This is a genomic window from Sorangium sp. So ce590 (assembly GCF_051521365.1).
Classification (GTDB): Bacteria; Myxococcota_A; Polyangia; order Polyangiales; family Polyangiaceae; genus Sorangium.
This window is the reverse complement of sequence record NZ_CP150346.1, coordinates 6,102,589-6,123,189: the sequence shown is the minus strand read 5'-3', so window position 1 is coordinate 6,123,189 and position 20,601 is coordinate 6,102,589. Positions and strand designations below refer to the sequence as shown.

Annotated in this window: 14 protein-coding genes; 6 read left to right on the top strand and 8 right to left on the bottom strand. The window is 74.0% G+C overall.

Annotated features, from left to right (window positions below):
• The first annotated feature begins 128 nt into the window (after positions 1-128).
• From pyk to WMF28_RS22775, 3 genes are all read left to right on the top strand, one after another.
• Entirely contained in the window at positions 129-1,556 is a 1,428-nt protein-coding gene (pyk, locus tag WMF28_RS22785) for a pyruvate kinase (protein WP_437595349.1), read from the top strand.
• Complete coding sequence (locus WMF28_RS22780; protein WP_437595347.1) at positions 1,553-3,460, top strand: protein kinase domain-containing protein; 1,908 nt, start codon at positions 1,553-1,555, stop codon at positions 3,458-3,460. Before pyk ends, WMF28_RS22780 begins: the two co-directional genes overlap by 4 nt.
• Before the next feature lie 84 nt (positions 3,461-3,544).
• Positions 3,545-4,603 (top strand): hypothetical protein, encoded by a 1,059-nt coding sequence (locus WMF28_RS22775; RefSeq protein WP_437595345.1) that lies wholly within the window; start codon positions 3,545-3,547, stop codon positions 4,601-4,603.
• Positions 4,604-4,621: 18 nt separating this feature from the next.
• Here the strand turns inward: WMF28_RS22775 and WMF28_RS22770 are convergent, their stop codons facing one another.
• Positions 4,622-5,380: a class I SAM-dependent methyltransferase gene (locus WMF28_RS22770; RefSeq protein ID WP_437595344.1), complete on the bottom strand. Its 759-nt coding sequence runs from the start codon at positions 5,378-5,380 to the stop codon at positions 4,622-4,624.
• Between the two features lie 78 nt (positions 5,381-5,458).
• On the opposite strand from WMF28_RS22770, the gene WMF28_RS22765 reads away from it, so the two are divergent.
• Positions 5,459-5,956 (top strand): hypothetical protein, encoded by a 498-nt coding sequence (locus tag WMF28_RS22765; RefSeq protein ID WP_437573098.1) that lies wholly within the window; start codon positions 5,459-5,461, stop codon positions 5,954-5,956.
• 148 nt (positions 5,957-6,104) lie between these two features.
• Here the strand turns inward: WMF28_RS22765 and WMF28_RS22760 are convergent, their stop codons facing one another.
• Both WMF28_RS22760 and WMF28_RS22755 read right to left on the bottom strand, forming a co-directional pair.
• Positions 6,105-11,111, bottom strand: a complete 5,007-nt coding sequence (locus tag WMF28_RS22760) for a translocation/assembly module TamB domain-containing protein (RefSeq protein WP_437595343.1) — start codon at positions 11,109-11,111, stop codon at positions 6,105-6,107.
• Positions 11,112-11,375: 264 nt separating this feature from the next.
• On the bottom strand, positions 11,376-13,082 hold the full coding sequence (locus WMF28_RS22755) for a protein kinase domain-containing protein (protein WP_437595341.1): 1,707 nt from the start codon (positions 13,080-13,082) through the stop codon (positions 11,376-11,378).
• Between the two features lie 334 nt (positions 13,083-13,416).
• Between WMF28_RS22755 and WMF28_RS22750 the strand changes: the two genes are divergently transcribed.
• Positions 13,417-14,964 carry a phytoene desaturase family protein gene (locus WMF28_RS22750; RefSeq protein ID WP_437595340.1) on the top strand — a complete coding sequence of 516 codons (1,548 nt, stop codon included), beginning with the start codon at positions 13,417-13,419 and terminating at the stop codon, positions 14,962-14,964.
• A gap of 59 nt (positions 14,965-15,023) precedes the next feature.
• Here the strand turns inward: WMF28_RS22750 and WMF28_RS22745 are convergent, their stop codons facing one another.
• On the bottom strand, positions 15,024-16,235 hold the full coding sequence (locus WMF28_RS22745; RefSeq protein WP_437595339.1) for a hypothetical protein: 1,212 nt from the start codon (positions 16,233-16,235) through the stop codon (positions 15,024-15,026).
• A 498-nt stretch (positions 16,236-16,733) separates the two neighbouring features.
• On the bottom strand, positions 16,734-17,327 hold the full coding sequence (locus tag WMF28_RS22740) for a hypothetical protein (RefSeq protein ID WP_437595338.1): 594 nt from the start codon (positions 17,325-17,327) through the stop codon (positions 16,734-16,736).
• Between the two features lie 527 nt (positions 17,328-17,854).
• On the opposite strand from WMF28_RS22740, the gene WMF28_RS22735 reads away from it, so the two are divergent.
• On the top strand, positions 17,855-18,367 hold the full coding sequence (locus WMF28_RS22735) for a GNAT family N-acetyltransferase (protein ID WP_437595337.1): 513 nt from the start codon (positions 17,855-17,857) through the stop codon (positions 18,365-18,367).
• Between the two features lie 78 nt (positions 18,368-18,445).
• Here the strand turns inward: WMF28_RS22735 and WMF28_RS22730 are convergent, their stop codons facing one another.
• From WMF28_RS22730 to WMF28_RS22720, 3 genes are all read right to left on the bottom strand, one after another.
• A complete protein-coding gene (locus tag WMF28_RS22730) occupies positions 18,446-19,258 on the bottom strand; it encodes a ferritin-like domain-containing protein (RefSeq protein WP_437595336.1) in 813 nt (270 codons plus the stop codon).
• Between the two features lie 118 nt (positions 19,259-19,376).
• Positions 19,377-20,114 (bottom strand): hypothetical protein, encoded by a 738-nt coding sequence (locus tag WMF28_RS22725; protein ID WP_437595335.1) that lies wholly within the window; start codon positions 20,112-20,114, stop codon positions 19,377-19,379.
• A gap of 144 nt (positions 20,115-20,258) precedes the next feature.
• Positions 20,259-20,597: a cytochrome C oxidase subunit IV family protein gene (locus tag WMF28_RS22720; protein ID WP_437595334.1), complete on the bottom strand. Its 339-nt coding sequence runs from the start codon at positions 20,595-20,597 to the stop codon at positions 20,259-20,261.
• Positions 20,598-20,601 lie beyond the last annotated feature (4 nt).

Genomic DNA, 20,601 nt, shown 5'->3' with positions numbered 1-20,601 from the left:
GCTGCGTCGACGCGCGCGCGGCGTCCGGGCCCGTCGCCCCGGCCGCTTTGTTGGAATCCGGTGAAGTCAGCATGGCTCCTTCACAATCAGGGTAGTGTCGCGACCCCTGCTCGTGGCATGCTCCGCCCGTGCTCGTACGCAGAGCGAAAATCGTCTGTACCATTGGTCCTTCGTGTGACTCTCAAACGACGCTGGAGCAGCTGATCCGCGCCGGTATGGATGTCGCTCGACTCAACTTCTCTCACGGCTCGCATGAGGATCACGGCAAGGCAATTGCCACGGTCCGCGCGGCTGCGGAGGCCTGCGGAAAGCCAGTGGCGATCCTGCAGGATCTCTGCGGCCCGAAGATTCGAGCCGGTCGCTTCCCCGGCAACACCTTCGAGGTGGCTGACGGGGCTTCCGTCACGCTGATCGAGGCGAACAGGGACAGCCCTGTCGCCACGCCGGGCGAGATCCCGATCCTCTACGAGGGGCTCGCCTCCGACCTGCAGCCGGGCGACGTCGTCCTGATCGACGACGGCCGTGTCGTGGTCACCGTCACAAAGGTCGACGGCGAGCGCGTCCACGCCGGCGTGACGCAGGGCGGACGCTTGCGCGATCGCGTCGGCGTCCACCTGCCCGCCAGGCGCGTGCGCATCTCGGCCCTCACCGAGAAGGACAAGGCCGACCTGAGCTTCGGCCTCGCGCAGGGGGTCGATTACGTCGCCCTCTCGTTCGTGCGCAACGCGGACGAGGTCCGGCACGTCCGCGACATCTGCGACGCCTGGGGCCGCCCGACGCCGATCGTGTCCAAGATCGAGACGCCAGGCGCCATCGACAACCTCGAGTCGATCATCCTCGCCTCGGACGGGGTCATGGTGGCGCGCGGCGATCTCGGCGTGGAGTTCAACCCGGAGCGGGTGCCGATCATCCAGCGCGAGATCCTCGGGCTCGCCCGCGTGCACCAGAAGCCGGTCATCGTCGCGACCGAGATGCTCCAGTCGATGGTGACCGCGACGCGCCCGACGCGCGCCGAGGCGAGCGACGTGGCGACGGCCGTCTTCGAGGGCACCGACGCGGTCATGCTCTCGCAGGAGACCGCGACCGGCGCTCACCCGCCGCTCGTCGTGCGGATGATGGCCCGCATCGTCACCGAGGCCGAGCAGAGCTCGTTCTATCGCTATCTCTCGAGCGAGCAGCCCGGCCAGCGCGCGAACGTCCCCGAGGCGACCGCGCGCGCCGCGTGCGACATCGCGCGGGACATCGGGGCGAAGCTCATCATCGCGTTCACCGAGAGCGGCCTCACCGCGCGGTACGCGTCGAAGGCGCGCCCCGTGGTGCCGATCGTCGCCTTCTCGCCGAACGACACGACGCGCCGGCGGCTCGCGCTGCTCTGGGGCGTGGTGCCGTTCCCCGTCGACGCGCTCCGGAACTCGGATGAGATGGTGGAGCGCGCCACCGGTCAGCTGCTCGCGAACGGCGTCGTCTCGCCGGGCGACAAGCTCGTCACCATCTTCGGTGCTCCTGTCGGCGTCTCGGGGTCGACCAACACGATTCGGGTGAAGGTTGTTGAATGAGCCTGCCCGCCCGCGATAGGGGCTCGACGGGCGAGCAGGAATCCCTCTCCAGACACGCGGGCGCAGAAGGCCTCCCGAAGCTCGAGAAATACGAGCTGATCGAGGAGATCGGCCATGGCGGCATGGCCACGGTCTACCGCGCCCGCGACCCGCGGCTCCGCCGCGAGGTCGCAGTCAAGATCATCCACAAGCACCTCCGCGAGAACGCCGAGGTCGGCACCCGCTTCGTCGCCGAGGCGCGCGCAGCGGCGAAGCTGCGCCACCACGGCATCGTCGAGGTGTACGACGTCTCGAGCGAGCAGGACCGTGAGCGCTACCTCGTGGTCGAGCTGCTCCGCGGCTCCACGCTGCGCAAGATCCTGGGCTCCCACCCCGACATGCCGGCCGAGATCGGCGCCGCCATGGCGCTCGAGCTCTGCGACGCGCTGGAGCACGCGCACGCGTCCGGGATCATCCACCGCGACGTGAAGCCGGAGAACGTGCTCGTCGAGCTGCCATCCGACCGCCCCGGCGTCAGCTGGGACGGCGCGAGCGTGGTCATCAAGCTCACCGACTTCGGCATCGCCAAGATCCTCGACGCCCAGGGCGTCACGTCGACCGGGCAGGTGCTCGGCTCGCCGGCGCACATGGCGCCGGAGCAGATCGAGGGGGGCGAGGTCGACGCGCGCACCGACGTCTTCGCGCTCGGGGTGCTCTTCTACGAGTGCCTCGTCGGGCACCTGCCGTTCGAGGGCAAGAACCCGGCGCAGGTGCTCCGCAAGGTGCTCGAGGGGGCCTACCCGGAGGCCGAGCGCGAGCGGCCCGCCGTGGGCGCGCGCTGGAGCCGGATCGTCGCGAGCGCCCTGGCGCACGACATCGCGGCCCGCGCGGCGAGCCCGCGCGCGCTCGCCGAGCTGATCCGGGCCGAGCTGACCGAGCTCGGCATCGCGGAGCCCCGCGTCGAGCTCGCCGCCTATTTCGCCGACCCGGCGGGTTACACCGAGCGGCACGTCGCGCGGCTCGTCCCGCGCCTCGTGGCGCGCGCGGAGGCCGGCCGCAAGCGCGGCGACGTGCCGGGCGCGGCCGCCGACTACAACCGGGCCCTCGCCCTCGCGCCGAGCGATCTGAGCATCCTCAAGCGGATCGCGAAGCTGAACGCGAGCCGCAGCCGGAGGCAGCTCGCGCGGCGCGCGCTGCTCGTCGCGCTCGGGTCGGCGGCGCTCGGCGTCGCCGCGTTCGGTGTCGCCCGCGCGCTCCGCGAGCCCCCGCCGTCGCCGGAGGGGGACGCGCCCGCCGCGGCCGAGCCGCTGCGGCCGGCGCCCCTCGAGGCCCTGATCCCGCCGCCGAACCTGCGCGCGGTCGCGCCCAGCGCGACGGAGCTCGCGATCGCGCCGCGGCCCCGCCGGCGGCCTCAGCCTTCGTCGATCGCGCCGACGGCCGCGCCTCAGGGCGAGGTCCCGGCGGTCCGCGACGTCGTCTTCCAGATCGTCCCGAGCGGCGCCAAGGTGGTGCTCGATGGCGTCGAGATCCGCTGGTTCGGCGCGAACAAGGTCACGCCCCTCAAGGTCGGCGCGCACAGCATCCACATCAGCGTGCCCGGCTCGCGGTGCTGCAAGTCGTACTCGGGCGTCATCTCGGTCGTCGCGCCCAAGCCCGGCGTCACCGCGCCGCAGCGGATCGTGCACAAGCTGGAGATCCTGCCCAGCACGGTCGTCCTGAGCGGCGCGCCGCCGAGCGCGCAGTACGCGTGCCCGCAGATCGGCGTGATCGGCTACGCGGGCACCCCGCAGACGGTGACCTTGAGCGACGTGTCCTGGAGCGGGCGCTGCATCTTCACGCCCGCGACGCCGGACGCGGCGCCGCGCGTCGGCAACGTGACGCTCGTGGCCGGCGAATCGAACACCGTTTCCTGGCCGTCCGGCTGACGGCATCGACAGAATCAAGGCGTCGGCGCCTGAAATCTCAGCATCCCCGGCCAAACTCCGCTACATCACGGCGCACCCCTCCGCATGGCTGCGCGAACTCCAGGCGGGAAGTCTCCCGGCGCTCGCTTCCCATCGGTCGGGAGCAGCCGCGCCCTGCTCGCGCCGCAACGGCTCTTTGCGGCCGCGGTGGGCGCCCTCGCGCTGCTCTTCACGGGCCCGGCGCGCGCCGACGACATGCAGCAGCTCGAGCTCGCCAAGACGCGCTTCGACGCCGGGCACTACGAGGAGGCCGTGGACCGCTTCGCGGCGATGCTCGACCCCGCGAACGCGCCCTGCGAGCGCGGCGCGACCGAGGTGGAGGGCAAGCCGTGCCGGATCTCGGATCCCGTCCTGATCGAGCGGGCGCGCGGCCTCGCCGTCGCGGCGCTCGTGGCGCTGCGGCGCACGGGCGCGGCGGACGCGTACATCGAGCAGATCCTCCTCGACAACCCGGTGTACTCGCCGAACCCGGCGGTGTTCCAGCCCGAGGTCATCGATCGGTTCACCGCGGTCCGGGCGCGCATCCGGGCGCGGATCGAGGAGATGACGCGGCAGAAGGCCGAGGTGCAGCGCGCGGAGCGGCTGCGGATCGAGCGGGGCCGCGAGGACGAGCGCCGCTGGGTCGCCGAGCTCCGCCGCCTCGCCGGGCGCGAGCGGGTCGTGGAGAGGAACTCCCGATGGACCGCGATGCTGCCCTTCGGGGTGGGGCAGTTCCAGAACGGCGACGAGGGGATCGGCTGGTTCTTCCTGGTCAGCCAGGCCGTCGCCGGCGGGACCTCGATCGTGTCGGCGCTGGCGCTGTCCAGCTACGAGAACGTCGACGTCACGCCGAGGCCCTCGACGCCGGGCAGGCCCGCGCAGAGCGTCGACATCGACGCGCTGAACCGCCGGATCGACACCGCGGCCGCCGTCAACCGCGTGGCCTTCGGGGCGTTCGCGACGCTCGTCGCGGCCGGGATCGCCCACGCGCAGATCACGTTCGTCCCGGAGAGGGTGTCCTTCCGCACGCGCCGCGTGCCGCCGCCGCCCCCGAGCTTCAGCGCCGCGCCGACGATCTCGGTGCTCCCCGGCGGCCTCTACGGGGGGCTCCTCGGCCGGTTCTGACCGGGGCCGCCGCGCGGCTCACGCCTTCTGCGCGGCGGCGATCCAGAACCCGCCGAGCTGCGCGAGCGGCGTGTCGCACAGCGCCCACTCCGCCCGGTGCAGGAGCCGCCCGAGGCCGGGCACCCGCATCGCGGCCGCGAACGGCGTCACGATGCGCACGCCGCGCGAGGCGACGACGCGCACGCTCCCGGGCATCAGGGCGGCGGCGGCGCGCGGCGCGTCGAAGCGCGTGAAGACGGCGCTCTCCCGGGTCCTGTCGCTGATGGCGCCCGCCGGGCCGAGCTTCTTCACGAGCCCGCGCAGGCTGAGAGGGTTGTAGAACTCGGCGATCACGTGCCCGCCGGGCCGCACCACGCGCGCCATCTCGGACAGCGCGCGGCGCACGTCCTCGACGTGGGCGAGCACCTTGAACGAGCAGGCGACGTCGAAGCTCTCGTCGGCGAACGGCAGGGTGGTCGCGCTCCCCTCGACGACGTCGAGCCCGCGCTCGCGGGCGCGCTCGAGCATGCCGGGCGAGAGGTCGACCCCGCGCGCAGAGCGCGCGAACGCGCCGATCCGCGCGAGCAGGAGCCCGGTGCCGCACCCCACCTCGAGCACGTCGCGGCCCTCGCCGAAGCGCCGCACGAAGTCGACCTCGAGCGCGTCGACTAGGTCGTGGTAGCCCCCGCGATCGCGCCCCCCGCGCCGGGCCTCGTAGCGCGCGGAGAACTCGTCGTAGTACGCCCGCGTCGCGCGCAGGTGCTCGTCGGCCACGGCCTCGTCCGTCTGGGATCGCATGGGCTCGCTATAGTACTCCCCGGCGCGCGCGGCTTGCGCGGCGCCGCGCCGGGGCGCATCTCTCCTGCGAGGTGACCCATGAAGCCCGGCGACCATCCTGACTTCTTCCGGTTCGCGCCGCCCCCAGGGACGTCCCGCGAGAGCTCGATCCGGCTCGATCGCGAGGGCCGCTTCTGGCACGACGGCGCCCGCGTCGACCACCCGGCGCTCGAGCGCGGGCTCAGGTCGTGGATCGCGCGGCACCCGGACGACGGCCGTCCGATCCTCACGAACGGCTACGACTGGTGCTACTTCCAGGCCGACGACGCCCCGCTCTTCGTCGACGCGCTCCGGATCGGCGACGGCGGCGCGGTCACGCTGCTCCTCTTCGACGGCACCGAGGAGCCGCTCGATCCGGCGACGCTCTCCCTCGGCGACGACGGCGTCGTGTACGCGCGCGCCCGCGGCGGCGCGCTCGATGCGCGCTTCTCGCGCCACGCGCAGTCGCAGCTCGCCCCGCTGCTCGTCGAAGCCGAGCCGCCCACGCTCTGCGTCAGCGGGCGCGAGATCCGGCTGCCCGCGCGGGCCGCAAGCTAGCTCCGCCCGCCCGAAGTCCGGCCAAGGATGGCCGGACTTCGGCGCCGCTTCGCGGCGGCTTCGCGCGGGCGGCCCTAGTTTTGTTTCCTCGGGGCTCCGCCCCGAACCCCCGCGTCCGCTTCGCGTCCGCTCCGCCCGCTCGCGCCGCTCAGTACCGGTACTGCCAGAGCAGGTCGAGCATGCCCGAGGTCGTCTGGCGCGCGTCGACGCCCACCGTGCCGCGGAGCGTCCAGTGCTCGTCGAAGCGCCAGTCGATGGTGACCTCGGTCCGCGTGCCGCGCTCGCTCGCCATCCCCCCGGGGTTCGGCCCGCCCTCGCTCGTCGAGGAGCCCTGCAGCGCGCCTTCCTGGAAGGTGGCCTTCGCCGTCAGGTCGTCGTTCAGCCGGTAGATGAGGCTCGTCCGCAGCGTCCCGTCCGAGGTCGTCCCGAACCGCGTCGACAGCCCGCGCAGCGGCGCGATGCCGCTCAGCAGCGCGTTGAACTGCGCCGCCGCGAGCTCGCCGCCGACCGACGCGACCATGCGGCCCGCGGCCAGCCGCGCGGGCGTCTCGGCGCCCGCCGCCTGCGCGCCCCCGGAGAAATCGGCGCCGAACAGGAGCCGCGCGAGGATGTCCTGCTGCGAGCTCGGCGGGCTCGAGGTGAAGCGCAGCGTCCTCTCGGTGATGGGCCGGAGGTTGCCGTTGAACGCGACGTGGATGCGCGTGCCGTCCGGGGCGTCCCAGTGCGCCGTGGCGTTCAGGTGCGGGTTCGAGGTCTCCTCCTCGCGCAGGCGCACGCGTCCGCCCTCGATCTCGAACACCTTGCCGTAGATCTCGAGCTCGCCCCGCGCGAGCTCGATGCCGCCCGACACCACCACGTCCTCGCCGATCACGACCCGCGGCGGCGCGTCCTCGGCGCTCCTCAGCTGCAGCCTTAGCCCGGCGCCGCTGACCGCCGCGTCGCGCACGTCGAACGTCATCGTGTAGCGGAGCGCGTCCGCCGCGCGCTTCTCCTTCTCCGGCCCGAGCGGGTGGGAGACGGAGATGTCGGGGTTGTCGCCGAGCGGCTGCACGTCGCGGCTGCTCGTCGCCGGCAGCGAGAGGCGGAGCCTCGGGACCGTCGCGTAGAGCGCGAGCTCGCCCGGCTTCTTCTCGGCGATGAACGACAGCGTCCCCGAGGCGGTCCCGAGCGGCACCCCCTCGAGCGTGAGCGGGAGCGCCTGGTCGTCGGCGATGGTCAGCGCCCCGGCCCCGTCGCGCAACGCGAGCCCGTCGAGCCGGAACAGCGCCCAGCCCTGCGCCTGCCCGGTGGTGCCCGCCGCGCGGAACCCCTCGATCCGGACGACGCCGCTGTCGGCCGTGACGCGGGCGGCCACGTCGCGCAGCTCCTGCCCGAGCTCGGGGATGTGCACGACCCCGTCCCGGACCTCCAGCTGGGCGCGGACGCTGCCCCCGTCGGCCCCGGACGCGCCGCCGAGCTCGACGTGCAGGTCGCCGTCCAGGGTGCCGTCGAGCTTGCTCAGCAGCCTGCCGACCAGCGGCTGCAGCGCCGCGAGCCGGAAGCGCTCCGCCGAGATGGCGAGGTCGGTGCGCTCGCCGTCGGGGATCGGGAGGAAGCCGTCGCGGAAGCGCACGCTGGCGTAGGCGTTCGCCCGGAGCTTGCCGCCGCTCCGGCCCTCGAGCGCGAGCTCGGTGACGTGGAGGTCCCCGCGCCCCGTCCTGCGCCTGGGGTCGATCCGCAGCGACAGCACGCCGCGCTCGAAGGCGAGATCGCTCCCGATCGTGACGCCCGGCAGCGTGAGGTGCGCCGTGAGCGCCGGCGCGACGTTGAGATCGCGCATCTCGATCTCGCCGCTCAGGTGCCCGCCGATGCCGCTGTCGCCGAGCAGCGGGATCTCGCCGAGCGGGACGTTGCGCAGCGTCGCGCGGAAGCGGCCGGTCCACGCCGGGAGCGGAGGCGCGCCCCTCAGCGCGCGCGCCGGGACGTCCCCGAGCAGGCGGTCGAGCGGCGCGATCACCTCGGCGCGCACGGTCGCGATCTCGTCCGCGCCGCGCGTGACGTGCGCGTCCAGCGTGGCCTTCTCGCTGTCGTACGTGAGCCACGCGTCGAGGTCGGTGGGGAACAGGAGATCCGTCGCGCCCTTCGCGCCCGGCGGCACGTACGTGAGGCCCCACCAGAGGGTGCGCGCCGTCAGGGATGGACGCGCGACGGTGCCGTTGGCGTAGGCGTCGATCCGCAGCTCGCCGGCGAGCGGCGGGAGCGCGTCGCGCACGAACGAGGGGAGGGTGGTGAGCTGGTCCATCGCGCGCCGCGGGAGCGAGACCTGCGCGGCGATGGGCGAGCGCAGGAGCGACGACCACCGGTCCGCGGGCGGCCCCGCGAGCGCCGCGAGGTCGAGCTCGATCGAGCCGGAGGCGTCGGCGAGCAGCCCGCCGTCGTACAGGGTCAGCGCGGCGTCGGCCTTGCCGGTCGTCCCGTCGAGCGAGCCCTTGAGCTGCGCGTCGATGAAGCGCGACTCCCAGGCCGGGCGCTCGGCGCCCAGGCGGTGAGGCCCGGCGAGCGCGAGGCCCTGCGTCCGCACGAGCACGTCGTGCAGCGAGGGGAACGGCTCGCCGGGCGCGCGCGAGACCTGGAAGCGGGTCGTGAGCTTGCCGCGCACCTCGCTCACGATGTGTCCGATCGGCATGAGCTGCGCGAGGCACCCGAGGTCCCAGTCGTCCGCGGCGACCTCGGCCTGCCCGACCAGAGCGGCCCACGTCTCCGCGCGCAGGAGAGGCCCCTTCAGCGTGCCCTCGGCGCCGGACAAGCGCACGCTCGCGAGGGTGCCGGCGCACCGCGGCAGCGCGCCGTCCCACGCGCCGTTCCCCGCGCCGTTCCCCGCCGGTCCTCCGGCCGCCTGCGGCGCCCTCGCGTCGAGGCGCACGAGCCCGTCGGCCTTGATCTGGTCGCGCTCGAAGATCGCCGTGAGCTGCGCCGAGACGCCGGACAGGAACGCGACCTCGCCGCCCGTGAGAGCGAGCCGCACGTGGCCCGAGCGCCCGGTCTCGCGGTCGTGGTCGAGCGCGACGTCGACGTCCGCGCGCCCGCGCACGCGGAGCGGGATCCAGAGCATCCGCGCGAGGCGGCCGACGTCGATGTCCTTGCCCTGGAGCCGCCCGGTCACGTCGTCGCCGCGCACCGCGAGCTGACCCTTCAGCGAGCCGAGCTCGGCGGAGGCGAGCTCGATCCCCTCGACGGCGAGCCCGCCGGCCGAGGGGCGGATCGCCGCGATCTTCCCCGCGACCTCGGCGCCGTCGCGCTTCAGCTGGAGCTCGACGTCGCGGAGCGCGCCGGTGGCGGAGCTCAGCCGGGCGGAGGCGTTCAGGGTGTCGTCTCCGTCGGTGACCGTCGCGCGGAGCTTCGGCGCGGCGAGCGGTCCGGAGATCTGCGCCGTGACCTCGTCGAACGTGTGCCCGCCGGCGAGCGCCTCCTGGCCGGAGAGCGAGCCGCTCACCGTGAGCGCGTCGACCGGCCCGGAGACCCGCCCCGCGAAGCGCGCGCTCGCGAGCGCGACGTCCGGACCGACCCGGAGCCCGGCGAACGCGCCCTCGACCCGCGCGTCGAGCGCCCCATCGCGCAGGCTCCCCTCGACGCGCACGCGGCCGGCGCCGCCGACGGGCCCGGCGAGGCGCGGCGCCGCGGCGATGGCCGGGATGTCGGCCGTCGCCGCGAAGCGGATACCCTGGCCGCCCGGCAGGAGCGAGACGGTGGCGTCGATCGGCGCGCCCGGCTCGTGGAGGTGCGCGTGCATGTGGAGCTCGCCGCGGTCGAGCACGAGGTGGACGTCCGCCGCCGGCACCCGCTCCCCGAGCAGCTCGGTCGGCTCCGTCCGCGCCTCGACGGCGAGCCGGAGCTCGTCGCCGAGCTCGACGCGCACCCGGCCCTCGGCGGTGATCGAGGGTGCCGCCTCCGTCGGCTTGTGGCCGCTCTCCGGCGCGGCGTTCGCGGCGGCTGCTGTCCGGATGGGCGCCACGCCTGTCCGGATGGGCGCCACGCCTGTCCGGATGGGCGCCACGCCTGTCCGGATGGGCGCCACGCCTGTCCGTGCGGGCGCTGCGCCGCGCTCGCCACCCGCCGCCGCGGGCGAGAGGTGCACGCCGAAGACCCGCAGATCGATGTCGCGCGCCTGCACATCGGCGTCGAGCCGGACGGGCCCCGTCACGTCGAGCCGCCCCGCGAGGGCGACGCTGCCCCCCGCCGGGCCGGGAGGGTCCGCCGAGAACGAGGCCGCGACGTCGAGCTGGGGGAGATGGCCGCTCAGCGAGACGCGCGCGGCCACCGGCTCGGTGAGGGGGTGATCCGGCAGGAGGCTCCGGAGCTGCTCCGGCGTCGCGCGCGGGACGCTCGCGTGCGCCTCGAGGTGCTCCTCGTCGAGCACGGCCCGGGCGGTGACCTCGACGTCGGCGAGCCGACCGGCGAAGCTGCTCCACATCCGGACCTTCTCGCCGGCGCGGAGGTGGTAGTTCGCCGTGCCCGCGGTCCTGGCGGGCAGGAAGGCGCGATCCACGAGGCCGGTCTGGTCCACGTCGACCGCCACGCCCTCCGGGCCGATGTGCACCGACCCGACGAGCCGGCTGACGTCGGCGTCCAGCGCGCGCGGCGGCGCGAGCTGCCCGTGGACCCACCCGCGCCCGATCTCGATGCGCGAGAGCGCGGCGACGACCTCGCGCGGCGGGGCCTCGGGCGAAGGCGACGGCGGGCGGCTCGGCGGCAGCGGCGTGAACGTTTCGCCGAGGGTGACGCCGCCCGCGCCGCTGTCCTGGACCAGCACCTCCATCTGCTCGACCCGGATGTACGGGACCTCGATGCGGAGCGCGCCCGTCCCGAGGAGCGCGCCGCGGAGCATCGAGAGCACGTCGGCGCGCGCCTCGATGCCGCCCGCGCGGATCACCTTGTTCCCCCGCGGATCGAGCGCGACCGCGGAGCGGATCCGCACGCCGTTCAGGCTGAGCGCGTCGATCTCGTCGGCGACGATGCGCCCCTGGAAGAGGGAACCGAGCAGCCGGTTCGTGGCGTCTCGGGCGACGCGGCGCGCGGCGGGCGTGTCGAGGTGGAGCGCGACACCGACGGCAGCGGCGCCGGTGAACACCAGAGCCAGCCCGAGCGCTGCCGCCGCCGCGGACGCGGCGCGGCGCATGCGTCCCGGCGCGCGCGGCAGAGGGCGCCGCGGTTCTGGTGCGGGGGCGGGCGTCACGGAGGGTAGCTTAGTACGCAAGAGGTGCGGCGACCGCGCCGGCGCGCGACGTGAAACCAGGCGACGGAGGGCTGCTGTGACGCCGGCGCGATCCCGGCCGAGGCGCGTCCGCGCCGGATCCACGGGCTCCGTGGGGACGACGTCGCCCGGACGCCGCGGCCTGCCCGTCGCCGGGCGGCGCGTCCGAGGCGCGCCGGAGCCGAGCGCTCAGCCGGCGAGCCGCTCGAGCTCCACGAAGAGCGTGCCGAGCTCCGGCTTCGATCGGAGCGGCGCGCAGAACCGGCTGGCCAGGTGGAGCAGCTCCGCGTCGAGCTGATCGGCCCTGCGCCCCATCTCGGCGATGCGCTCCTGGGACTCCCGGCGCCGCGCCTCGAGCTGCCGATCGAGCTCCTCGAGCCGCTCGCGCAGCTTCTTGATCTGCGCGTCCACCTCGGCCACCTCGTGCTCGCGGGCGATCGCCTCGCTCTCCGCCTCGTAATCCGCCTTCCGCGACGCGTACCAGCCCTCGACGAGCTCGGCCAGCTGGCGGTAGCTGGCGGCGAGCTCGAGGTAGGGCTCGGCGAACCCGCTCCGGCCCTCCCAGCGCACGGCCTCCTTGTGCGCGCTCAGCACCGCCGGAATGAACGCCTGCGTCGCCGCGTTCAGCGGCGCCACCCTGGCGCGGAAGGAGCGGGCCTCGTCGCGCGTGAGGGAGGCGTCGACCGTGAGCGCGTCCATCGCCCGCCCGATCTGCAGCCGGCCGTCGCGCCACTCCTCGGCGACGCCCTCGAGGCGCCGCTGCTCGTCGAGCGCCCTCGAGCGGAGCTCGGCGTGCTCCCGCACGAGGCCGCGCAGCCCCTCGAGCTGCCGCTGGATGTCCGCCGGCGCGGACGCTCCGAACGCGCGGGCCGTCATCTTCTCGAACAGATCGAGCCGGTTGACCCAGGGATCGCGCCCGGCGCCGCGCGACCGCACGGCCGAGTCGCGCGGCATCGCCTCGGGCGGCGGGGGGAGCGCGATCCGGTTCGCCGCCGCGATCTCCTCGAGCTCCGCGAGCACGCGGTACGCGTCGACGGGGCGCTCCGAGGGCGCCTTCGCCATCAGGGCGCTGACCAGCCGGTCGAGCGCGTCGGGCATCTCCGGGGCGAGCTCCTTGAGGGCCGGCGGCTGCTCGTTCATGTGCTTCAGGATCCAGCTCGCCGGATCGGGCGCGTCGAACGGCAGCCGCTGCGTGATCATCTCGAACATGATGACCCCGAGCGAGTAGAGGTCGGCCGGGGGGCCCGCGTCGATCGTCGTGCTGCGCTCGGGCGCCATGTACTGCGGCGTGCCGAAAATTTCGCCGAGGTTCGTGAGCCGCGCGTCCTGCGCGCACCGGGCGATGCCGAAGTCGAGCAGCTTCACCCAGTCGCCTTTCAGCAGGAACACGTTCTCGGGCTTGAGATCGCGGTGCACGACGTCGAAATCGTGCGCTCGGCCGAGGGCGCGCGCCATCTGCACCCAGATGGGCAGCGCCCGCGCGAGCGGCACCCGGCTGCGCTCCACCACGTCGGCGAGGCTCGTCCCCTGGAGCAGCTCCATCACGAGGAAGGGCAGCCCCTCGTCGGTGTCGCCCTGATCGAAGATCTCGATGATGTTCGGGTGCGCGAGCCGCTGCGCGTGCCGCGCCTCGCGCCGGAAGCGCTCCCGCGTCGTCGTGTCCTGCGCGAACTCGCGGTTCAGGATCTTGATGGCGCACGGCGTCCCGATGAGCTTGTTGTAGGCCCGGTAGACCGTGGCCATCCCGCCGATCCCGAGCGCCTGCTCGATGACGTACCGGCCCGCGATCGACATCCCGATGCGGGGATCCTTCTCGGAGACGAGCGACGAGCCGTCGATGAAGCAGAAGGCGCTGTCGGCCGGATAACGCTGATGGCACTGCGGGCAGGTCTTCATGGCGGGCACGTCGGCTGCAAGGCTACACTCTACGAGGGGCTGTTCTCGACGGTCAACGCTCGGCGCGCGCCTCGACGCTTTGTTGGCTTGCGCTGCTGCGCGCGGCTTCGTGGTCGCCGCTCGTGGTCGCCGCTCGCGGGCGCCGCGCGCCTGGCGCGTCCAGCGTTGCTTACGCTCCGCCGCTCCGCTCGTTGCGCTCCTGGCGCTGCTTGCGCTCCCAGCGCTCCTTGCGCTTCTGGTGCTCCTTGCGCACGTGGCGTGATTCCTGCGACGCACGGAGGGTGCTGCACGACACGCCGCGCACGGGCTCGCCGCGTTATGTTCTCACGACGTCATGGACGAGGTTCCCTTGCGCGCGGTGGTGATCGGCTCGGGTGTCGGCGGCGCTGCCGCGGCGCTCCTCCTGGCGCACGCCGGCATCCCGACCCTCCTCGCCGAGAAGGAGCGCCGCCTGGGCGGCTCCGCCGCGGCTTACGAGAGGGACAGCTTCCGTGTCGATACAGGCACGCACATGCTCTGCCGCGGCGAAGAGGGCCCCGTCGGCGACGTGCTCCGCCGCGTGGGCCAGGGCGACGCGATCGCCTTCCGGCAGAGCAGCGAGCCCGCCGCGCTCAGCTTCGCGGGCCCCGCGCGCGGCGGCCGCGAAGCTGAGCGCGGCGGCCGCGTTGTCTTCCCGGCGGATCACCGGCAGCTGGCCGCCTCCGCGCTGGATCTCGCGCGCGCCCTCGAGCTCACGCCCCTGGAGGCCGCGCGCGCCGCGCGCCTCCTCGCGCACGCGACCGCGATGCGCGACGTGGACCTGGCCGCGTGCGATGACGTGACGGCCGAGGCGTACGCGGCCCGCTTCCTCCCGCGCGCCGCGGCCGCGGCCCGGCTCGGCGGGCTGCTCGGCCTGCCGCTGCTGCTCCCCGGATCCGAGGCGTCGGCCGGCGAGGCGCTCTTCTCCTTGCGCCGGCTCGCCCGCTCCGGACGGCAGAGCTACCCCGAGGGCGGCGCGGCTCGGGTCCCCGACGTCTTCTGCCGTCTGGCCCGCGAGCACGGCGCCGCCGTGCTCGCGGGCACGACCGTGCGCCGCGTGCTGGTGCAGGCTCGGCGCGTGCGCGGCGTGGAGCTCGAGGACGGGACGACGCTGTCTGCGCGCGTCGTGGTGAGCACGGCCGGCCTCCTGCCCACCGTCGCGGGCCTCGTGGGCGAGCCGCACTTCCCGGAGGCGTACGTGGCGCGCGCCCGCGCGCTGACGCCGCAGCCGAGGCAGGCCCAGGTGAAGATCGGGCTGCGCAAGCGGCTCGTCGCGGCGGGCGCGCTCGCCGGCATCGGCGGCGGCGGCGACGGCGCGCCGGCCTTGCCGTTCTACTGCCTGGCGCCGACGCGCTTCGATCCGTCGCTCGCGCCGCCCGGGCACGAGCTCCTCTGCGCATGCGCCGTGTCTGGCGCGAGCGGCGGCGCCTCGCCCGGCGCGCCCGCCGCGACGACCGACGAGCTCTTGCGCGCGCTCGTCGGCGCGGTGCCCGGCCTGCTCTCCGCGGCGCTCTTCGTCGACGGCGTCGACGGCTCGCCCGGGAACGGGCGCGGGGGAGCGTGCGTCCCGGGCGGCGAGCTCGCCGCGGGGACGGCGCAGACGCCTGGCCAGGTCGGCCGCGCGCGGCCGGCGGTGCACACGCCCGTGCGAGGGCTCTACCTCGCGGGGGGCGCCGCCGGCGGCCGCGGCGCGGGCATGGAGCTCGCCGCCTCGAGCGCGATGGAGTGCGTCGACCGCATCCTCGTCGACCTGGGCCGCGATCTCGGCGCGCCCGCGCCTCCTGCGCTGAGCGACATCGCCGGCGATCTGCTCGGGCGCGCTGCGGCCTCCGCCGTGTCGTGGGTCACGCGCCCGCGCGGATAGGCGCCGCCGTCCGACGAGCTACAGCGTTCGCCGGACAGCGCCGCAGAGGCCCCCGCGCTTCAGCGCGTCGTCGTGCCGCCCCGGTTGCCGAGCGCGTCGAGCGGCAGCTTCTGATCCTCGAACACGGCGTCGAGCTCCTCGCTGCCCCGCTCCCGCACGCCCGAGCGCGGCGACAGCTCGGGGCGAACCGAGGACGGCGGGGCCAGGCGCGCCGACAGCGGACCCATCGTCCGGATCGACGGCGGGGGCTCGGTGCCCGAGAGCCGACCGGGCGGGCCGGAGCGGACCGAGGGGGGCGAGTTCGCCATGCCGCGCATGGAGGGCGGGCTCGGCAGGCTGCGCGCGGAGGGAGGCGGCCCCGCCTGCGAGCTCGACGGCGGCATCGGCGTCGGCCGCCGCGCCGCCGGGACCCCCGGCAGCGCGCGCGACGACGGCGGCGACGCGTTCGGCTGGGCGCGCATCGGAGGGGGCGGGCTCGACCGCAGCTCCGCGCGCACCGAGGCGGCCGCCGCGCGCGTCGACGGGGGCGGGACCGACTGCGGGGCGCCGGCGGTGACCGCCGGATGGGCCGGCGGGGGGCCCGAGAGCGGGCGCGAGGCGGGCGGTGGGACCGAGCGAGGTATGCCCGTGGCGTACGCGCTCGGCTGCGCGCGCGCCGACGACGGCTGCGCGGAGCGCACCGAGGGCGGGGAGCGGAACGACGGCGGTGCGCTGGACGGAGGCACCGGGGTGAACGGCTGGCTCGGCAGCGGCAGCCGGACCGAGGGCGGGGAGCCGGCGCGCGCCGACGGCGGCGGCATCGTGCTGTGGCTCGGCGACGACTCGCGGTGCCGCTGCGCGAGCCGGGGATCGGCGCTCGCGCCCGGCCTCGGCGCCGCACGCGGGGCCGCGCCCTTCGCGCCGACGGCCTCGCTGAGCTGCGTGCCGATCAGCGTGTAGCGCCCGCTGCCCTCGTCGCGCCGCCCCGCGTCGCGCTGGGCGTTCATCTCGCGCGTCTCGCGCAGCGCGCCGCTCAGCATCGCCTCCAGCTCTCGCTCGCTGACCTCCTCGTCGAGCCGCAGCAGCGTGGAGCGAACGTCGCGGGCGAGCGCGTCGAACTCGGCCGGCTCCTTCGCGTAGACGCTGTTGGACAGGATGATCGCGAGCGGCCGCCGCTCGGCGGCGATCGTCGCGGCGGTGGCCGCGTCGCAGCGGTGCAGGAGCACCCCGCAGCCCGGCGCCACCGCGAGGCACAGGCTGAAGAGCGCCGGCCACGCCGGATCAAGGACCACAAGAATGCTGGGTACATGAAGCGGGGTTGCAGTGATCTGCGCGCGGCGGTCCATGGCAGCCTGAGGATAACTGAAGCTGACGGCTTGATCGTAGTTCTCTTTCACGGGATCGGTCATTTTTGCTCTGCTTGTGCGTGCTGCGATGTGGCCAGAGGCGTAAATCTCCTACAGCTGATTGCCTGTGCGCCGTTCGTCGCGGGTTCAGTGCTGCATCATTCCGCTGCTGCCGCGTGACGGTGCCGCGGCGTTGCGGCGCCGCCGCGTCATGGCGTTGCCGCGTCACGGCGTTGCCGCGTCACGGCGTTGCCGCGTCACGGCGTCGTCGCGAGGCCGCTCGCCTGCCGGTCCGCCCGCTGAGCCGGCTCGTGCGCTGGGCGGGCGCGCGGCGCGGCGGCGTCGGTGGCGCGGCGGTGGGCGCCCCGGGCTCGGTGGATGCCGAGCGATGACGTGGTGCGACGTTCGCGCTGCGCGCCGCCGCCTCGCCCGGCGCCGCGGCCGTCACAGCCCGGTGTAGATGGTGGCGAAGGAGGCCGCCTCGCCGCGGAGCAGCAGGCTGAGCCGCGGGTTCGGCACCTTGAAGGTGTGAATCTTGGCGTTCCGCACGTCGAGCACCGCGAAGGCGCCGCCCGGCGTGCTCTCGGCGAGGCCGTTCATGAGGAGATTCAGCACGACCGACACCCGCTTGGACGACAGGGGCTCCCCGCGAAAATACATCTTGATCACGTGCGGCGTCCCATCGATGAGGAGCCCGAGCTCCGGATTGACGTTGATCTCGAGATCGCCGAGGCGGTACGTCGACGCCGGCGGCTCGAACCACGTCATCTTCGTCGAGGCGAGGAACTTGCGGTATCCATTCACCACCGACGGGTAGATGCGGCGGCGCCGCTCGTCGTGCTGGGCGGCGAGGAAGCCGTCGAGCACGCTGGTGGGCTTTCCGCTCCTGTGCATGTCGACGATCGCCTCGCGGACCTGCCTGTAAAAGTCCGTGTAAAGCTCGTCCTTCCGCTCCTTGAACTCCCTGACGCCGGTCAGCTTGGGCGTCCCGGCCTTGAGAACGAAGTCGACAAAATACGTGAGCGAGATCTGTTCCATGAAATCTCCTCCAAAACGGAGCATTCCGGCGCGCCATTCACGCGCGCCGTGCGAGAGACACGTCGTCGCGCCGTGTTTTTGATGTCTACCATGGATAGCCACCTTCGACCCGTCCGGAAAGGGATCGATCGGACGGACATTGTCCCAACCTGTCAGGGTCGGACGGCGGAGCCTCTTGCGCCTTAAATTGTAACAATTACGCGTTGTTGCGTGCGCGGAGCGAATGCCGGCTCGCCGGTCCGCGCTCGGTTCGGCTAGGCTCTGCGGGAGCCATGACGAGAGGAGGCGCGCGCCGCGATGGTAATCGACAGAATCCAGCTGTTGCACCGGGGGCTTTCCTGTGGAGAACGCCTGTGGAGAACTGGAGTCCTCGGGACGCTCTCCACGCGTGAACGCGGTCGGACGTGGTCTGTCACAGCCAGGTGCGCCTCGGCGCTTGACGCTGACCGCGGGCGAGGGATCGCGCCGGAGGCCCCCGGCGGATCGGGCGAAGCGGCGGGGAACCGCCGTCCTGGCGGGGTGCTTCGATGATGAGCCTCCGGTCCGAGCGGGCGGGCGACGAGGCCGGGATCCGCGCCGTGCACATCGCCGCGTTTCCTTCGGCGCTCGAGGCGGATCTCGTGGACAGGCTGCGGGACGCGGGGCGCTCCACGGTCTCGCTGGTCGCGGAGATGGAGAGTGCCATCGTCGGACATGTCCTGTTCAGCCCCGTGACGATCGCCGGCGACGGCGCGCCCGACGGGGGCCTCGGCCTCGCGCCGCTCGCGGTGCTGCCGGACCTCCACGGTCGCGGCGTGGGCTCCGCGCTGGCGCGGCGAGGGCTCGAGGCGTGCAGGGACGCCGGCCATGCGTTCGCCGTCGTGCTCGGCGAGCCGGCGTACTACGCCCGGTTCGGGTTCAAGAAGGCCAGCCTGTACGGCCTCGGCAACGAGTACGCGGTCGATGAGGCGTTCATGGTGCTGGAGCTCGCAGGGCACGCGCTGGAGCGCGCCCGGGGCGTCGTGACCTACAGCCCCGAGTTCGACCTCTTCAAGGCCTGACCTACCGCCAGCCCCGGCCCGCCCCCGAAGGGCGACGGCCCGCCTCGCGGCGCCGTGTCGAGGGCGGGCGGGGCCGGCTCAGGGGGGCGCGGCGGCCCTGTCGGGCGCGCTCGCCGAGCGGCGCCACGCGGCGGCCGCGTCGAGGCCGTGCTCGCCGAAGCGAGGCACGTAGTCCCGCTCGATGGCACGCTCGAGGATCTCGCCATAACGGGCCACCGGCATCAGGCCCCAGGCGCGGTCGTCGTCCGAGATCGCCGCGCGCCTCGCGCCGCCGGGAGGCATGTAGCTCCTGCGCAGCCGCGTGAACATGGCGTGGAGCTCGCGGTCGACAAGCTGCCTCACCGCCGGCGCGCACGGCAGCTCGAGCAGGTAGCTGAGCAGCGTCCAGCCGAAGTCGCGGTGCCGGACCTCGTCGCGCAGGATGCGGTCGAGCGCCCGGCGCGCGACACGGACGGTGCACCCCTCGCGGAGCACTTTGAAGAGCGGGACAGCGACCGTCTCTCCGAGACAGAACACCTCGACGCCCGCCCGGGCGACAGCCATCTCGAGCGGCTCGTCGCCGCTGCTCTTCAGGCCGAGGGTCTCGCGGCGCAGCGCCGGCAAGGCCCCGCCGCCCGCGAGGGCGTGGACGCGATGGCTCAGGCGCGCGTGGGCGAGCTCGTCCTTGACGATGCGCAGGCCGTCGTCGATGAGATCCGGCGACGCGCCCATCTGGATGAGCCAGAGCGTGAGGTGCTGTGTGATCGCCGCCGAGCGGTACTCGGCCTCGACGCGCCGCCCCCACTCGGCGCGCACCGCGTCGCTCGCGGGAGGGAGGGGGGACGGCTGCTCGCGCGGCGCCTGCTCCGCGGCCGCGGTGCTGTCCTGCTTTGCGTCGGGGGCGTCCGTCATGGGGTCACCCTATGCGCGGGGTCCGAGGGCGGCAAGACGGGAGGCGGAGCGCGCCGGCCGCGGAGCGGCTCACGCCGCCGCGGTGGCCGGGAGGTGGGAGTGCCGGCCGCGGAGGAGCTCACTTCGACGCGGTGGTCGCCGCGGAGGGCGGCACGCAGACGTGCTCGGTCGCCCCGCACGCGGCGCAGGTCGCCCCGTCGGGAGACGACGCGACGCAGGGGTTGACGACGACCTCCTGACAGAGCGTCCCGGATGGACACGCCTCGTCGGCCTCGCATGGCAGGCTCGGGAAGCAGCCCACCGCGGGCAGCGCCGGGGTCCCGGAGCCCTCGGCACAGCCTGGCACAAGCCACTGACATGTCGGCCCCAGACCCGCGCACTCGTTCGCGGTGGCGGCCGTGAGGCACTGGTCCGGCGGCGGCGGGTTGCAGAAGATCTCGTGCACCTGCCAGCGCCAGGTGTCGTCTTCCAGGACGCACGCCGCGTCGATCGGCATCGGACCGCAGCCGGTTATCATCTCGTAGCCGCAGGTCCCGATCCCGCCGTCGCAGGGAGCCCCGTTGGCCGGCATCTCCTCGGGGCACGCCGGCGGCGGCGGGTTGCAGGACATCTCGTCCTCCACCTGCCACGCCCCGTCCACGCACCTGAAGTCGATGGGGTTGTCGCAGGAGTCGATGTAGTCGCAGGACAGGTCGTCCGCGTCGCAGCTCGATCCCCTTTCCGGCATCTCCTCGGGACAGCTGCCGCCCTGCACGGTGGGGTCGCACCCCGGCAAGGCCACGGCGCCCGCGAGCGAGGCCGCCGCGGCGACGGTCACGATGAAGGGAGCCCGGAGCACCTTTCGCTTCTTCTGCATGGCCATGACTCACTATGTCCTTTCTGCGGCACAACATGGCGCAAGATCCGTCCTTGCGCGCCCTATGCGCTGGACAGAGCAAGCGAGGTGCCAGGTCGATCGGCAGGCGGTGATCGCCCGTGCCCGGAGAGCGTTTCCCCCGGATCACCGGGGCGGGGCGATGGCCTCGGGCGGCGGAGCCGGCGGGACCGGCCCGCGCGAGACCGTCTCGCGCGTCGTCACGTCGGCGATCATCAGCGTGAGCAGCAGGCCGAGGAGGAGGGCCGCCACGATCATGGGCAGGGTGTTCGCGAAGCGCTGCTCGATGAGGTGCATGAAGAAGAGGAGCACGAGCACCGTCTTCGCCGTGGCGATGAGCAGCGCCGCGACGACGTCGGCCCGGCCGAGGTGGGCGAGCGAGAGGAGGTACGAGGCCAGCGTGAGCGCCATCAGGACGAGCCAGACGATCACGTAGGTCCGCGAGGAGAGGTGCTTGACGATCATGAGC

What these genes read in the sequence shown, in the direction of transcription:
- WMF28_RS22775 (WP_437595345.1), top strand. Translation starts at nt 3,545, where the DNA reads ATGGCTGCGCGAACTCCAGGCGGGAAGTCTCCCGGCGCTCGCTTCCCA.
- WMF28_RS22725 (WP_437595335.1), bottom strand. Translation starts at nt 20,114, where the DNA reads ATGCAGAAGAAGCGAAAGGTGCTCCGGGCTCCCTTCATCGTGACCGTC.
- WMF28_RS22730 (WP_437595336.1), bottom strand. Translation starts at nt 19,258, where the DNA reads ATGACGGACGCCCCCGACGCAAAGCAGGACAGCACCGCGGCCGCGGAG.
- WMF28_RS22720 (WP_437595334.1), bottom strand. Translation starts at nt 20,597, where the DNA reads ATGATCGTCAAGCACCTCTCCTCGCGGACCTACGTGATCGTCTGGCTC.
- WMF28_RS22755 (WP_437595341.1), bottom strand. Translation starts at nt 13,082, where the DNA reads ATGAAGACCTGCCCGCAGTGCCATCAGCGTTATCCGGCCGACAGCGCC.
- WMF28_RS22765 (WP_437573098.1), top strand. Translation starts at nt 5,459, where the DNA reads ATGAAGCCCGGCGACCATCCTGACTTCTTCCGGTTCGCGCCGCCCCCA.
- WMF28_RS22780 (WP_437595347.1), top strand. Translation starts at nt 1,553, where the DNA reads ATGAGCCTGCCCGCCCGCGATAGGGGCTCGACGGGCGAGCAGGAATCC.
- WMF28_RS22760 (WP_437595343.1), bottom strand. Translation starts at nt 11,111, where the DNA reads ATGCGCCGCGCCGCGTCCGCGGCGGCGGCAGCGCTCGGGCTGGCTCTG.
- WMF28_RS22750 (WP_437595340.1), top strand. Translation starts at nt 13,417, where the DNA reads ATGGACGAGGTTCCCTTGCGCGCGGTGGTGATCGGCTCGGGTGTCGGC.
- WMF28_RS22735 (WP_437595337.1), top strand. Translation starts at nt 17,855, where the DNA reads ATGATGAGCCTCCGGTCCGAGCGGGCGGGCGACGAGGCCGGGATCCGC.
- WMF28_RS22770 (WP_437595344.1), bottom strand. Translation starts at nt 5,380, where the DNA reads ATGCGATCCCAGACGGACGAGGCCGTGGCCGACGAGCACCTGCGCGCG.
- WMF28_RS22740 (WP_437595338.1), bottom strand. Translation starts at nt 17,327, where the DNA reads ATGGAACAGATCTCGCTCACGTATTTTGTCGACTTCGTTCTCAAGGCC.